Annotated in this window: 13 protein-coding genes and 1 pseudogene; 4 read left to right on the top strand and 10 right to left on the bottom strand. The window is 63.6% G+C overall.

The window, feature by feature from the left end; all coding sequences use genetic code 11:
- Positions 1–6: 6 nt before the first annotated feature.
- Genes AADZ55_RS03880 through AADZ55_RS03850 form a run of 7 tightly spaced genes read right to left on the bottom strand, consistent with a single transcriptional unit; the run spans position 7 to position 7,677 of the window.
- Positions 7–1,497 carry a virulence factor Mce family protein gene (locus AADZ55_RS03880; protein WP_085323527.1) on the bottom strand — a complete coding sequence of 497 codons (1,491 nt, stop codon included), beginning with the start codon at positions 1,495–1,497 and terminating at the stop codon, positions 7–9.
- Entirely contained in the window at positions 1,494–3,038 is a 1,545-nt protein-coding gene (locus tag AADZ55_RS03875; protein ID WP_085323528.1) for a virulence factor Mce family protein, read from the bottom strand. The genes AADZ55_RS03880 and AADZ55_RS03875 overlap by 4 nt, the downstream gene beginning before the upstream one ends.
- Positions 3,035–4,066, bottom strand: a complete 1,032-nt coding sequence (locus AADZ55_RS03870; RefSeq protein ID WP_085323529.1) for an MCE family protein — start codon at positions 4,064–4,066, stop codon at positions 3,035–3,037. Before AADZ55_RS03870 ends, AADZ55_RS03875 begins: the two co-directional genes overlap by 4 nt.
- Complete coding sequence (locus AADZ55_RS03865; RefSeq protein WP_085323530.1) at positions 4,063–5,277, bottom strand: MCE family protein; 1,215 nt, start codon at positions 5,275–5,277, stop codon at positions 4,063–4,065. Before AADZ55_RS03865 ends, AADZ55_RS03870 begins: the two co-directional genes overlap by 4 nt.
- Before the next feature lie 5 nt (positions 5,278–5,282).
- Positions 5,283–6,161 (bottom strand): ABC transporter permease, encoded by an 879-nt coding sequence (locus tag AADZ55_RS03860; RefSeq protein ID WP_085323531.1) that lies wholly within the window; start codon positions 6,159–6,161, stop codon positions 5,283–5,285.
- 2 nt (positions 6,162–6,163) lie between these two features.
- Positions 6,164–6,961: an MlaE family ABC transporter permease gene (locus AADZ55_RS03855; RefSeq protein ID WP_085323532.1), complete on the bottom strand. Its 798-nt coding sequence runs from the start codon at positions 6,959–6,961 to the stop codon at positions 6,164–6,166.
- Positions 6,958–7,677, bottom strand: coding sequence for a FadR/GntR family transcriptional regulator (locus AADZ55_RS03850; RefSeq protein WP_085323533.1), 720 nt, complete (start codon positions 7,675–7,677; stop codon positions 6,958–6,960). Before AADZ55_RS03850 ends, AADZ55_RS03855 begins: the two co-directional genes overlap by 4 nt.
- Positions 7,678–7,815: 138 nt before the next feature.
- Here AADZ55_RS03850 and AADZ55_RS03845 point away from each other — a divergent pair, with 138 nt between their 5' ends.
- The 3 genes from AADZ55_RS03845 (at position 7,816) to AADZ55_RS03835 (ending at position 11,347) form a co-directional block, all read left to right on the top strand.
- Complete coding sequence (locus AADZ55_RS03845) at positions 7,816–10,203, top strand: lysylphosphatidylglycerol synthase transmembrane domain-containing protein (RefSeq protein ID WP_085323534.1); 2,388 nt, start codon at positions 7,816–7,818, stop codon at positions 10,201–10,203.
- 260 nt (positions 10,204–10,463) lie between these two features.
- Positions 10,464–10,853 carry a hypothetical protein gene (locus tag AADZ55_RS03840; protein WP_085323752.1) on the top strand — a complete coding sequence of 130 codons (390 nt, stop codon included), beginning with the start codon at positions 10,464–10,466 and terminating at the stop codon, positions 10,851–10,853.
- A gap of 305 nt (positions 10,854–11,158) precedes the next feature.
- Positions 11,159–11,347: a DUF3024 domain-containing protein gene (locus tag AADZ55_RS03835; protein WP_423202385.1), complete on the top strand. Its 189-nt coding sequence runs from the start codon at positions 11,159–11,161 to the stop codon at positions 11,345–11,347.
- A gap of 27 nt (positions 11,348–11,374) precedes the next feature.
- Here the strand turns inward: AADZ55_RS03835 and AADZ55_RS23455 are convergent.
- The 3 genes and pseudogenes from AADZ55_RS23455 to AADZ55_RS03815 all read right to left on the bottom strand — a co-directional run.
- A pseudogene (locus AADZ55_RS23455) lies at positions 11,375–12,032 on the bottom strand (IS30 family transposase); the annotation flags it as partial.
- Between the two features lie 313 nt (positions 12,033–12,345).
- Entirely contained in the window at positions 12,346–13,440 is a 1,095-nt protein-coding gene (locus AADZ55_RS03820) for a Rieske (2Fe-2S) protein (protein WP_165759331.1), read from the bottom strand.
- Positions 13,441–13,566: 126 nt separating this feature from the next.
- Positions 13,567–14,256, bottom strand: coding sequence for a TenA family transcriptional regulator (locus AADZ55_RS03815; protein WP_207569009.1), 690 nt, complete (start codon positions 14,254–14,256; stop codon positions 13,567–13,569).
- 315 nt (positions 14,257–14,571) lie between these two features.
- Here AADZ55_RS03815 and AADZ55_RS03810 point away from each other — a divergent pair, with 315 nt between their 5' ends.
- On the top strand, positions 14,572–14,790 hold the full coding sequence (locus tag AADZ55_RS03810) for a hypothetical protein (protein ID WP_242669978.1): 219 nt from the start codon (positions 14,572–14,574) through the stop codon (positions 14,788–14,790).
- Positions 14,791–15,016: the final 226 nt, after the last annotated feature.

Below are 15,016 nucleotides of genomic sequence, written 5' to 3'. Positions count from 1 at the left end.
CGCGCCTCACTGGCCCGCTCGGGGCTGCGGGTACCACGGCGGCGGCAACGGATTGGACTCGTCGTAGGCGTTCGGCGATCCGGGCAAATTGGTTCCTTGCGACGGCGGCGCGATGTCCGGACCGCCCATGAGCTCGGCCAGCGATTCCGGGGTCAACATGTTCGCGGTGAACGGCTGAACCTGCATGTCCTGCATCCCCGGCGCGACGACCCAGCCCGGTTCGGAGTTGCGATGCGAAAACGGGGTATCCCGCGAGAAGATCCCCGGCACGGTGGTGTCCTTGTACCCGGGCGGCGGGTGCAGTCGCTCCTCGGAGTAAGCCACCTCCTTGGGCAAGGTGGCCGCAGAACTGAACGCGTTCGCGCCGAACGGCGGGTAATTGAACTTGATGGCGTCCAACACCGGCGCCAGGTACTGCGCGCACAGCTCGGCGGAGTCCTGATAGCCCAGCCGACTGCCGGCCTGGATGGCGCTGCAGATGAACTGAATGGGATTGGCGAAGTTCGGGATTACGAACTGGCTCACCAGCGAGCCGTGCAGCGGGTAGTAGAGGTTATTGAAGTTGCCCGCAAAAGTGGGCAGCACGTGCAACGCGGTTTCCAGGCCGTCCCGTGGCTCGGGTTGCAGGATCGTGGTGGTCACGTCGGCAAGGTTGTTAACATCACGAGCCAGCACGGATCCGTTGTCACCCACGAACTTTCGGACCGTTGTCAGGACGTCGTCGATGTTGGTGACCGTGTCGGCCAAGTCGTGGTCGGATCTGGTGAACCAGTCGGTGAACTCGGCCAGATTTTTGTTGAGCGCGACGAACTGTTGATCGTTTCGGTACAGCGCGCTGACGAACTGCGCCAGGCTTCGCGTGATTGCGACGAAGTCCCCTCGGCCCTCGTTCAGCGCGGTCAATGCTTGCGCCAATCTGTTCAGGGTTTCGTTGACCCGCTTGCCCTTACCGGCAAGGTTGTCCGCGGCCGATTCAATGACGTCGCCGAACGGTCCCGCTGGCTGCTGCTCCGTCGGACCGAGCTGCCGCAGGATCCCGTTGATGGAATCGCGCAGCTGATCCCACTCGATGGGCACCTGGGTGCGCTCAATCGGAATCACCGCGCCGTCCTTGAGCACCGGCCCGCCGGTGTAGGGCGGTGATAGCTGGATGGTGCGCGAGGCCACCAGACTCGGGTTGAGGATCGACGCGTTGGCCTTGGCGGGCACCTTGTACTTGTTGCTGTAGTGGAAGGTGACTCGCATGGTGTCGCCGGCCGGTTCGATTTTGTCGATCGAACCGACCCGCACACCCATGATCTGGACCTTGTCACCTGGGTAAAGCGCAAGCGCCTCAGAAAAATTCGCGACCACGGTAATGGTGGTCAGTTTCCGGTAGAGCTGCACACCGACCACAACCCCGAGAACTGCCAGAATTGCCACCAGCGCCGCGGCGGCCAGCGCCGTACGGGACACTTTCGGCAGCCGAAGTCCGCGGATGTCGAAGATGGTGCTCATTGGTTGCTACCTCCGGTCCCATCGGGGGTGATGAACGGAGCCGGCAGCTGCGGCCCGGGGCCAAGCGGGGCGGGCGAACCCGGCGGCAGGCCCGGCGTGAACGTCGACGGTGGCGGCGTCGGGCCGGCCGGTGCCAGCTGTTCGGTGCGCGCACCCGGCGGCGCGTTCGGCGGCACCGGCACCGGTGTGCCCACTACGTGCGGCGGCGGGTCGCCCGGCCGCCCGGCACCGGGGATGCCCGGCGTCGGCGGCAGACCGTTCGGGTTCGGCGGCGACATCTGCACGTCGAGCGGCGCCGGGAAGGCGGGGCCACCGTACGGGCCGGTGGTGGCGCCCGCGCAGGGCAGCGGATTGTCCGGCCGCGGCGATGCGCCCTCCGCCGGCGTGTACGAACACGGCGATCCGGGCCCGACAGCCGGCTTAGGATGATCCGGCGTGCCCTCTAGGACCGGCGGCGCCGGCGGCGGCGCGCCGTTGGGGAACCGGGTGCCGTTCGGGTCGGGCCAGCGGAACTCCGGTAGGCCGGCGCTGCGCCAGAAGTTCTCCGGGTCGATGCCTCGCTTCTTGAACGCCGCGTCAACCCACGGCTGCAGGATCTGGTAGGGCAGCAGATTCACCACCATCGCCTTGAAGTACGGCCCGGACGCGACGGCTTCCGTCAGGGATGCGGTGTATCTACTGAGCAGTATCAGCACATCACCCAACTCGTTCTTGCGCTTGACCAGCTCGTCACTGACCGTGCCCAGCTGGCCCAGCACATGGTGGAGGTTGGGGTTGTCCTTGATGAGACCGGATACCTGGACTGACGCCGCCGATACATTGCTCAGCAGAACGCTCAGCGCCTGGCTGCGTTGCTTGAAGGCGGCCAGCAGCGTCTGGGTATTGACCAGCAGCCCGTTGAACTGTTGGCTGCGGTTGCCGAGCACGCCGGCCACCTTGTTGGCGTTCGCCAGCAGCTGTTTGATCTGCTCGTCCCGCTTACCGATGGTGTCGGAGATTTCGGCCACACCGTCGAGAGCGGCACTCAGATGCGGAGCGGTCTGATCGAAGGTCTCCGACAACACATTCAGCGAACGCTTGACGGCGTCGATGTCCCAATCCGTGGCCGCCTTCGTGACATCGACGAACGCATCGTAGACCTGGTAGGGCGTAGCAGTCTGCGCCAATGAGAGGAAACCGTTGGGCTGCAACGGCTCTGAACCGCGCGGTTCGATCTGCATGTTCTTGCGACCGAGAATGGTGTCGGTGCGTATCGCCGCACGGCTTTGTGTCCCGATCGTCTTGCCGGCCAACGTGAATCCGATCACCACCCGGTCGCCACGGATCGCCAGCGAGCGCACCAGACCGACGTTCACCCCGGCGATCTGAACCTTGTCGCCCGTATTGATTCCGCCGGTGTCGGCGAACTGCGCGTAGTAGGTGGGTGTGGCGAACAGCATCGGCACGCTGGTAAAGCTTTGCGCCACACCAATCACGAGCAGCGTGACCAGCACACCCATCAGCCCGACGCGGCCGCGGTTGAACTCCGTCAACGTCCTCATTGCGGCGTGCACCTCCCGGTGGGTTGTCCGAAGAGCTTGACGGTGCGTACCGGACCGCCCGGCTGCAATCCGTTGACTTTCACCGAGACGTCACACAGGTAAAAGTTGAAGAAGTCGCCGTAGGTGCCGCCGACACGACCGATCTTCCGGTACGCGTCGGGCATCTTGGCCAACACATCGTCGAGCATCGGCAGGTCATTGATGAGCGACTGCTGAATGCCTTCGACATACCCGAAGGTGCTGTGCAACAAGGGCCGGTCCGTACCCAGCAGGTCGGCCAGGGTTCCCGCCGCGTTGCTGATATGCGCCGTCGCCGCGGCCAACGGATCGGCCCGGTTCTTCAGACCGGTGATCAGCACCTCCAACTTGTCGGCCGTTCGGTCGAACTCCTGCTGATGCTTGACGGTGGTGGCTAGCACGGTGTTCAAGTTGTTGACGACCTCGCCTATCGCCCGGTCCCGGTCGGCCAGTGATGCGGTCAGCGATGCGGTCTGGTCGAGGATGTCGTTGATGGTGGCGCCCTGCCCCTGGAACACGGTGATGATCGACTGCGCGATGCTGTTGACCTTGTCCGGGTCCAGCGCCTTGAAAAGCGGGCGGAACCCCCCGATCAGCGCGTCCAGATCCAACGCCGGTTCGGTGTGCTCAACTCCGATCGTGGCACCCGGGGCCAGCCGCTGACCGCTGTCGCCACGCTTGAGCTCCAGGTAGCGGTCGCCAATCAGGTTGAGGTAGCGGATCGACGCAGACGTCGCCTGATCCAGCGTCAGCGAGCGATCCACGGTGAACTCCACCAACACCCGCGTGTCACGGTCGATCAACGTCACCTTGGCGACCTTGCCGATTTCCACGCCCGACGCGCGGACGAACTGCCCCGCCCGTAGCCCACTGACATTGGTGAACACCGCCGAGTACCCCGTGGTGCGGTTGAAGCGCACCTGCCCAAACACCACGATGACCATCACGGTGAACACCAACAGCACCAACCACAGGAGGCCGAGTTTGACAGCTGTGCGAGTGGTTCTCATGGGTTGATCGTGTTCTCTCCGTATTGACGTCCCCAGACGTACTCGTTGAACATCGGCTGGCCGAGCTCCAAGTGGTTGTACGGCGCGAGGCTGGCGCCGGTGTCCATCACCAGATACGGCGCCGGCCACAAATCCCGGGTGATCGTCTGCCAGCAGCCCGGCCGGCCGCCGGGTCCACCGCGAGCATTCACCCGAGGCAGATTGTCCGGATAGACGTAGGGGTTGGGTGCCCCCAAGATCGTCCCGGCGGCCGCCAGCGAATAGCCGTTGCCGCCAACCGCGTTCGCCACTTTGGGCGCAGCCTCGTGAAAGTTGCGGACCAAGCAGAACAGTTCCGGACTGTAGGTGTCGAGCAACTCAGCGGTCGGCACCAGATCGGTGGCCCCACGGGCCAGATACGGCCCGCCCCGAGCCAAGACGTCTTCACCGGTCTGGCCCGCCCCCACCGCCGCCAACAACGCGGCATCCAGATCGTTCTGTTGTCTGGTAAGTGTGCGCGCGGTGGTGATCGCGTTCTGTAGAAAGTCCCACAGATCCCGCGACGCACCGGAGTAAATGTCAGCGAGATCCGCCAGCCGCTGCACGTCGTGGTGGAGCTGCGGCATCCGCGGGTTCAATTGCGCCAGAATCTGATTGCCATTGGTGATCGACTCGCCGAACTTGCTGCCCAGCCCATCCAACGCCTGCGCCAGCGCGGACAACGTCGCGTTCAGGTCAATCGGGTCCACCTTTTCGGCGATCGAAGTGATCGTCTCGAACAGCGTGTTGAACTCGGTGGTTACCGACCGCACGTCAATTACATCGTGCGACGAAATCCGCTGCTGTTTCGGTTGTTTCGGTGCTGTTAGCGACACGTATTTGTTGCCGAACAAAGTGGCCGCTTCGATAGTGGCGACAACATTGGCCGGAATCAGCTTTATGTAGCGCGGATTCACATCCAACACCAGCTTCGCAGCGGGCCGGCCGTCACGCTCGATCTCCGAGATGCTGGCCACCCGGCCGATCTCCACCCCGTTATAGGTGACCTTCGACCCCGATTCCATCACCAGCCCCGCCCGCGAGGCCACCATTGTCAGCTCGGTCTTCGGGGTGAAATCCCCGCGAAACTGCATGAACACCAAGACCAGAACCAATGCGGCGGCGACCAACAGGGCAAGGCCTTCCAGGTACAGCCACACCCGTCGGGTCTTACGCGTTACCGACGTCGGCATGGTGGCTACACCGTCAGATTGAAGTTCGGGTCGACGCCGTAGAGCGCCAACTCGGCCAACAGGACGACGACGACAACCGAGACCAGCGAGAATCGCATCGATCGACCGACGGCCTGGCCGACACCCACCGGTCCACCGGTGGCGGTGTACCCGTAGTAGCAATGGGTGATCATCACCACCACCGCCATGACGACGACTTCTACCACCGACCAACCCACGTCCTCAGGCCGCAGGAAGGTGCGGAAGTAGTGCTCGTAGGTTCCGTTGGACTGCCCGTAGAACACCGTGGTGACGAACTGGCCGGATGTGAACGCCATGTCCAGCGCCAGCGCGTACAGCGGCACGATCACCGCCAGCCCGCCCAGGATCCGAGTGGAGACCAAGAACGAAATCGACTTGATGCCCATGACTTCCAGCGCGTCGATCTCCTCGCTGATCCGCATGGCACCCAACTGGGCGGTGGCGCCCGCCCCAACCGTGGCGGCCAGCGCGACACCGGAGACGATGGGCGCGGCGACGCGTGTGTTAGCCAGTGCGGCAAAGAATCCGGTGAAGGCCTCGACACCTATGTTGCCCAGCGACGCGAAGCCCTGGATGGCGATTAGCGAGCCACCGGACAGCGTCACGAAGCCGATGATCGCGACCGTACCGCCGACGACGGCCATCGCGCCGGTGCCCATGCCGATCTCGGCGGTGAGCCGCAGTGTCTCCCGGCGGTAGTGGCGTAGCGCCCAACCGATCTGCACCACGCTCATCCGGGTGAACCTGGCGAAAATCCCGACCTGCTCCAGCCTTCGGGTCGCGCCGCCGCCATAGCGGTTGAGGTTGGTAGCGGTCCGCGGGAACCGGGCGCGCAGTGCGGTAGCCCCTAACGACCCGTCCATGCTTAGCGCCCCGTCCCGAACCGCACGCCGATCGTGGTCAGCACCACGTTGATCGCGAACAGCGCGATCACGCACAACACCAACGTCTCGTTGACGGCGGTGCCGACGCCCTTGGGACCGCCCTTGGTGGTCAGCCCGCGGTAGCAGCCGACCAAACCGGCGATCAGTCCGAACGTGGCCGACTTGACCACCGAGATGAGCACCTCGGGCAACCCGGTGACCAGCGTGAGTGTGCTGACATAGGCGCTGGCCGAAACGTGTTGGATATACACGCCGAAGATGAACCCGCCGACCAGGCCGATGGTTATCACCGCGCCGTTGAGCAGTGTCGCGACGATGGTCGCGGCCACCACGCGCGGCACGACCAGCCGGTGGATGGGATCGATGCCGAGCACCTCCATCGCATCGATCTCCTCACGGATGGTGCGAGCGCCCAGGTCGGCGCAGATGGCCGTGGATCCAGCACCCGCAATGACCAGCACGGTGGTCAGCGGGCCCAGCTGGGTGACCGCGCCCAGCGCCGCGCCCGCGCCGGAGATGTCGGCGGCGCCGAACTCGGCCAGCAGGATGTTGAGCGTGAAGATGATCAGCACGGTCAGCGGAATCGAGACCGCCAAGGTCGGCAGTAGCGAGATGCTGGTGATGAACCAGCCCTGCTCGATCGCCTCACGCCACTGAAAGGGCCTTCGAAACAACGCCTTTCCGGTCAGCACGCACGTCCGGTAGAAGCCGCCGACCGCGTCGACCCCGGGCTGGATTTGGTCGCGCAGATAGGTGGCGATCACGGTGTGTGTGGTCATCGACTCCCCCGAGTGTCGAGTGCGGCCATGAATGTCATGTTTGAAAGATCGAGTAGGTCTTGGGCGACTTGCCTAGCTGCGGCCGGATCACCCGAACAAATCGCATCGGCCAGCTTCCGGTAGGCATCGGGACGCTTGACCTCGGCTGTCATCCGGGTGGCAACGGCAGCTAACGCCGACTCATACGCGGCACGAAATGCGTTGTACATCAACCGATATACGATCGAACCGGCGCTGTCGACCACATGATCCCAGAACTTGAGGGTGTGGCGTTGCCACTCGATGGGATCTTCCTCGCTCGCCAACGCGCGCAGCGAGTCCTCGAGAATTTCCGCCAACTCGGGTCCGTGCCGTTCGGCCGCCAGTTCCGCAACCTTGGGACCGTTGCGCAGCCGGGCCTCGAGCATGCTGCGGACAACCGAGACGTCGAGCTCGCCATGGCGAAACAGCAACCGGGGCAGCAGGTCCAGGCCGGCGCAATGCCGGAAGTCACGCACCGTGGTGACGTCACCTTGACGCACCTCGACCAGACCGGCCGCCGAAAGCCGCTTGAGCGCCTCGCGGACGGCGGGCCGGGACACCCCAAGCAGCTCAGCCAACCGGCGCTCGCTGGGCAACGCCTCGCCAGGCTGCAGCTCCCCGCTGAGCACATCGGCGGCGATCTGCTCGAAGACCTGTTCGGGCACCGATCGGCGCGTCACCGGCTGCAGTGCCATGCGCCCAGTGTTACCCGAAATTGGTAAGACGTCAAGTGGCCAGACCTCTTCCGGCGGCCCAGTTATCCGGCTAAGTTGTCGGCGGGGCCGCTACGCGGCATCAGACAGTGCGCCGCTGATCCGAAAGATCGTTACCACATGCGAGTTGACGGACGCGATATCACCGTTTCCGGTCGCTTGCTGCAACCACTGACCAGGCGCACCAACGACATCATCCGGCTGGCCCTCGCGGCGGTCTACCTCGTGGCGGTCATCACCAGCTCGTTGATCACCCGCCCGCAGTGGGTGGCGCTGGAGAGATCCATCTCGGAGATCGTCGGGGTCTTGTCCGCGTCGCAATCCGATCTGGTGTACCTGGCGTACGGCCTCGCGATTCTGGCCTTGCCGTTCGTGATCCTGATCGGTCTGATCATTTCCCGGCAGTGGAAACTGCTCGGCGCGTACGCGGCCGCAGGACTTATGGCCGTTCTCCCGTTGTCGATCAGCAGCAACCGCATCGCGGCCCCCCGATGGCACTTTGACCTCTCCGACCGGCTCACCACGCTGCTGGCCCAGTTCCTCGACGACCCACGCTGGATCGCGATGCTCGCGGCGGTGCTCACCGTGTCCGGTCCGTGGCTGCCCGCACGCTGGCGACACTGGTGGTGGGCGCTGCTACTGGCCTTCGTGCCGATCCATCTGGTGGTCAGCGCCATAGTGCCGGCCCGCTCATTGTTGGGGCTGGCGGTGGGCTGGTTGGTCGGAGCGTTGGTGGTCCTGGTCGTGGGCACACCCGCGCTCGAGGTGCCGCTGGATGGTGCGGTTCGCGCGTTGGCCAAACGCGGATTCGTCGTGTCCGGGCTCACCGTGGTGCGGCCGGCCGGACCCGGCCCACTCGTGCTGTCAGCCGAGTGCGAGAACCCCGATGGCGGGGCATCGAACGAGGCGCTGATCGAGTTGTACGGCCCGCACCAAAGCGGCGGAGGCGCACTGCGCCAACTCTGGCTGAAGCTGACGCTGCGCGGCACCGAGACCCCGCCCCTACAAGCCTCCATGCGCCGCGCCATCGAGCATCGGGCGCTGATGGCCATTGCCATCGGCGATGCGGGTGTGGCCAATACGACGGTGATCGCTGCATGCCCGCTCGACCGGGGCTGGACCCTGTACGCGCACCAGCCCGTTCGCGGAATCGGCATCAGCGAATGCGCCGGGACCACGCCGGTTGCCCGCGTGTGGGAGGCACTGCGAACCCTGCACGACCAGCTGATCTCCCACGGCGACCTGTCCAGCGGCGAGATCACCGTCGACGACGGCGCGGTGCGCTTCGGCGGGTTTGGCGGCGCCGAATACGGCGCCACCGATGCCCAACTTCAATCCGACCTGGCCCAACTCCTGGTTACGACGTCAGCGCTGTATGACGCCGAGTCCGCCGTGACCGCAGCGATCGACGCGTTCGGCCATAAAACCGTGCTGGCCGCATCGCGCAGACTCACCAAATCCGCGGTGCCAAAGCGAATCAGAGAGTCGGTAGCCGACCCGAACGCCGTCATCGCCAGCGCCCGCGCCGAGGTGATGCGCCAAACGGGCGCGGATCAGATCAAAGCCGAAACCATCACCCGGTTCAGCCGCGGCCAGATCATTCAACTGGTACTCATCGGTGCGCTGGTCTATGTCGCTTACCCCTTCATCAGCACCGTACCGACGTTCTTTTCCGAGCTGCGAAATGCGAACTGGTGGTGGGCGCTATTGGGCTTGGCGGTGTCGGCGTTGACGTATGTCGGTGCTGCGGCGGCATTGTGGGCCTGCGCCGACGGGCTGGTCAGCTTTTGGAAGCTGTCAATCATGCAGGTAGCCAACACTTTTGCGGCAACGACCACCCCGGCCGGCGTCGGCGGGCTGGCGCTGAGCACTCGGTTCCTGCAGAAGGGGGGTCTGAACGCATTGCGGGCCACCGCCGCGGTGGCGTTGCAGCAATCAGTACAGGTGATCGTCCACCTCACGTTGCTGATCCTGTTCAGCGCCGTTGCCGGCACGTCGACCGAACTGGCTCATTTTGTCCCGAATGCCGCGGTGCTGTACCTGATCTCTGGTGTAGCGCTGGGCATAGTCGGCACGCTGCTCCTGGTGCCGAGGCTGCGGCGCTGGCTGGCGACGGCGGTGCGCCCCAAGCTCAAAGAGGTAACGAACGATCTCATCGCGCTGGCCCGGGAACCGAAACGGTTGGCACTGATCGTACTTGGTTGCGCCGGAACCACTCTCGGAGCGGCGTTGGCACTTTGGGCCAGCATCGAAGCCTTCGGCGGCGGCACGACGTTCGTTACCGTAACGGTGGTGACGATGGTCGGCGGGACCCTCGCCTCGGCCGCCCCCACCCCGGGCGGCGTCGGCGCGGTGGAGGCGGCGCTGATCGGTGGGCTGGCCGCCTTCGGTGTACCCGCGGCCGTGGGTGTGCCGTCAGTGCTGCTTTACCGACTCTTGACCTGTTGGCTGCCGGTATTCGCCGGCTGGCAGGTGATGCGCTGGCTGACCAGAAAGGAATTGATCTAATAGACCAAGCCGCCGGCGCTTCGACCCGACGCCCAGCGTTTTCGGAATTTCGTGACAACAGATCTTGAAATGCTTACGTAGAAGAACTATGTTCTTCATCGACTCTGGTGCTGCTCGCTCAGCCCCGAGGCATCGTGCAGCCGATCATCCAGGTGGTTGCACGTGCGCGTGCACCGCAAAAGAATTGAGGAACCGTGGGCAGTGCGGAAAACGAGGGAGAAGCTCAGGTTATCGTCGGTGTCGCGGACGCTGCGATGTACATGTTCTCCGCGGCCATCGAGTCGCTACCCGAAACCGAGGACCCGGAGTTCGGCGACCGGGCGGGCGTGGTTTTGGCGGGCCTGCGCAAGCTCGAGAGCTCGCTGACCCAGGCGGCCGCCCGAAGCCGGGTCACTCCAGCGGTTGTGGTGTCCCTCAGCGGCGCACGGAAAGCGTATGACGCGCTCATGGAGCGTGCGGCCAACGGCCCGGGATCCACACTCGGCCAACGCCTCTACGTCGCCCGCAAGCGGGCCAAACTGACGGCACAGGAAGCCGCCAACGGCGCCGGGCTGCGGGCCGACCTGATTGAGGCAATCGAGTCGGAAGAGCCAACGACCGAGGCCGAGACCGGCAAGATCAAGGACCTGATCGCAGCGCTCGGCGGCTGACCGACCACTTGCCCGACACCACGATCGCCCGGCGTCGGATTGCCGCGGCCACCCTGGCGCCTCGAGCAGCGGCTGCGACTGACTCCCCACGCGAGCAGTCCTCTCCTGTGGCAAACGATCATTCAGCGGCCTGGGCGACCACAACCAACACCATCAATGTCCTTGCGCTGTCCCCGGTTGCCCGGGTTCAGCGGTGGTGTCGGGACAGGGTGCCTGCGCATGTCCGTGACGAGGTGCGAGTCGAGCTAGACGTTGCTGACCGTCATTTGACGATCGCGGAGCGTCGTCCGCCGTGGCGGGCGGACATGGGTGCGGAGTGGACACAATCGCTGATTACGCGGTTGGGCTATACGACGACGAGCGGGTTGTGGTCGCTATATTGGCGTGACCGTAACTTGGGTTTCCACACCTACGATCATGTGTCGCCCACGGTCAGTGTCGGTGAGTTGCTGACGGAGGTGGATCGTGATCCCACCGCGATCGTTTGGGGCTGACCAATCCCCGGCAGCAACTTGTGCTGTGCTGGCGATAGCGGCGTCGGCGATGAGGTCGGCCGGTCGGGCCCAGCCCAGGGTTTCGCGTGGCCGGTGATTGATTTCGTCTGCAACGTACTGCAGTTGCGCGGGTGTGATGTTGGCCAAATTGGCGCCTTTCGGGGAGTAGTCCCGCAGTAGGCCGTTCATGTTCTCATTGGATCCGCGCTGCCACGGCGAGTGCGCGTCACAGAAGAACACCTGCATCCCATGTCGGCGGTGATCTGTTGGTGCAGTGAAAGTTCCTTGCCCTGAGCCCAGGTCAGCGTCCGTCGAAGATGGGGCGGGAACACGCCGAGCATCTCGGTGATTCCTTCACGTACCGCCTCGGCCTTCGGGCACTCGGCAGGCACATGGACCAGCACCAGCAAGCGGATCACACGTCCACCCAAGTGCCAATCGCCGAACGGTTTCCGGCGCCCATGAGGCAGTCACCTTCCCAGTGCCCGACCTGCACCCGGTCATCAACCTCGGCGGGTCGATCAGCGATCATCGTCATATTGGTGAGCCGGCCACGGAGTTCCAGGCCCTGCACGCGACACCGGCGCCGTCGCCGCCGACGTTTGGCTGGACGAGTCAACGTGATCCGCGGGTCATAAATCGCCTGGTAGATCGATTCGGTGCACAGCTGGCACTCGGGCTGCCGTCGGCGATGAATTCGGTGACGCCGCCATGGAGTCATTCTGGGCCCGGATTCAGGTCGAATTGCTCGACATTCGCAATGGTCAAGCACCCTGGAACTGGCCGCCGCCGTGGCCGACTACATCGCCAACTTCTACAAAGCCGAACGCCGCCACAGCCACCTCAGTAGCGTCAGCCCGACAAAGTTCCAGACATTCGGCAGATCCACCTATTCGGTCCCTCAACTCGCATAACCACGGCCCGGAACGGCGGAGCCAGATCACGTGGACCAGTTCACGGGATCCGGCCAGAAGTCGTTCGTGTTACATAACGATCATTCAGTAGCGAATGGCGTGAATGAGCGAGTCGTCGGGGTAAAGTTTGCCCTTCTCCCGCTGGTAGGTGGTGAACATTTCGCGCATCGCCAGCACTGTTGAGTCAAGGTCTGTAGCGCAGAGTCGTTCATCGTCGAAGTATCGGGCATAAGCCAGGAAATTCCCATCCTCCACACCCAGATGGTAGCGAACAAAATCATGTAGTAGCTTGCGTCCGAAGATTCGGCTTATCCAACCACGGTTGCGAGCGTCGGCCACAAGAGAATAGATGAATTGGTTCTTACCTGCTGACAAAGGATTGATTCCTGTCCAGGCGCAAACTTTCAGCGGACCGACGCGTGATCTGGTTTCCTGACATAGTGGCGTCACCAAGTCGGCACGCACCTTTAAATGACTTGTACACCCCGCTCGCAAATTCCGATGCAGCCTCTTCTTGATGCGATCCATGACCGCTAGCATCCGCACAGGAACCGCGTACCGTGCGTAGCGGCCGTCATCTTCAATACAAAACGCCATCTCGATTGCCCGCCGCACCGGGTACCGACTAGCATTCCCAATGCCAACCCTAACCGAAGCCAATTCGGCAGGACGTTCAGGCGATCCAAAATACGCGCTTTCGGCATGCGCCCAAATGCAGTGGGGGATGTCGAGAAAATGATCCAGCCAGACCCGCAAATCACCGTCAACGTTAAACGACCCGGTTGCAGTAATGCGGTCATCAGGCAGAAGCGAAGCATCAACGGGGAACTCCGCTTCCGGTTCGTCTTCCACCGAAATCCAGATCAGCCCGACCTCTTCTCGGATAAAGAATTTTCGGACATTGCATCGGCGGCGAAACCCCTCGTCGGCTCCGAACACCGCGGGAATATGTGTACAGCGACCATTAATATCGAACCGAAAGTGATGAAACCCGCATTGAATCTGCTCACCGCGAATGCAGCCTTGCGAGAGCGGCACACCGCGATGGCCACACGCATCCTCTATAGCTCCCAGCCGACCGGAGCTGGTCCGAAACACCACGACTGGCGTGCCCCAATACGAAAGCCGCACCGGCCGATCGCTCTTCAGCCCGTCGGACTCAAGGACAGGAACCCACACGGATAATCGTCTCCAATGGTACGCATTTCTCTGAAGATTCAGTCATCGGCATTTGGTCAGTAGTCGAACCTGTCCAGCGCCAAAGCCGAGGTGCTCGATCTGGCGCGAGCCGACCGCGGTGAGGAATCACAAGGCATGCGGATCCAACCCGCGCCCGGGGGCCGTATGCAGCGTATGGCAGGCATCGAAACCGCGCCGGAAGAGCTGCAGCGACCGGCGGGCGGCGTACTCGGTCTTCCTCTGGTCGGCCTCGTCGGTCACCGTCAGCTTGATTAGTTCGAGCGCCTCACGCGGGTGTGCGTCGTCGTACTCCGCGTGCTCGACCAGCCACATGAGCGTCTGCTTGTCGTCGCCGAAGTACTGTCGGAATGCGGGGATGACCAGGCGGGTCCACTCGCCAGTACTCCCCTCGATGGCGTAGTTGACCGCAGCGAAGGACTCCGCGAGGCTGCCTCGGTATGCCATCGACCAGAGGAACTCCTGCACGGCGAGGACCTCGGGGCCTGGCCGGTGCTCGACCAGCTCCTCGTACCTAATCCCGAGCCCGACCGCCCAGTCGATGTACCACTGCGCGTGTCGGGCCTCGGTGCGGATGTTGCCGATGAGCCAATCGCGGGCCAAGGCGTCTCCCGGACGCCGCCCGAAAGTGGTCTTGGCCAGGGAGATACCCATGTACTTGGGGAAAGATTCGACGACCCCGAAGAATTCCTTCACTGTGTTCCGCCAGGACCGCTCGGGCAGCGGCCCCTCGACAGTGGCGCGGAATAGCGGGCAGTCAAGAACCTCGGCTAGCTCGCGCTGCAGGCCCGGGATCATGCGCTGCACCCAATCCGGATGTGGGGACTCGCTCAGCTCCCGCTTGACCGAGGGGTGGTGTACGGAGCGTGCTCGAGTTGCAGACGACGTTTCCGTGACCTTTGACATCGACATTTCGGATGCACCCCACCCGCAGCCCGAACCGAACGGCCAACAAAACACCGGCGGCTGCTGCACCGGTGACCCCCAAACAGTTGCACACTACAGCGTAGTGTTACGCCAGTCGGCGGTTAAATGCTATTGCATCTCGGCGCCTCTGCACAATACCCCGGTGTGCCTCATCCAATTTGAGCGCGTGGCCGGTGGTGGCGGCTGATGTCGCTGCGGTGCAACTTCTTCACCCCGACGAAAAGGGCCGTCGGCTACACCACCACCGCCAAAGGGCGCCGCAACCTCATCTATGACAAACCAGCCACCCCGTGCCAACGCCTGCAGGAATCGGCAGTGCTGGACAGCCAACGCCTCTCGAAGGTGTCCGCCCGAATCGAGGGCATCAACCCGGCCGACCCAACACCGCAAATCACCACCACCTAAATGCAACGCCTGAACCTGGCCAAGACCAAGACCGAAGCCCTCGCCGCGGCCCGCCACATCGATCTGGAAGCATCGCACCCGTCAATCAACCGATTGGTCAAGACGAAGTAGCGCAAGCCCCCACGCGCTTACCATGCGTGAGGCACCGGCCACCTCGAATCCCCTGGCGTGTCCGGACACTTCACTTCGATCCGCATGTTTGTTGAGGTCCGCCCCGGCTACATCT

Source organism: Mycobacterium decipiens, from assembly GCF_963853665.1.
GTDB classification, from domain to species: domain Bacteria; phylum Actinomycetota; class Actinomycetes; order Mycobacteriales; family Mycobacteriaceae; genus Mycobacterium; species Mycobacterium decipiens.
Note: the sequence above shows the minus strand (reverse complement) of the source record. Positions and strands in the feature narration are given on the sequence as shown.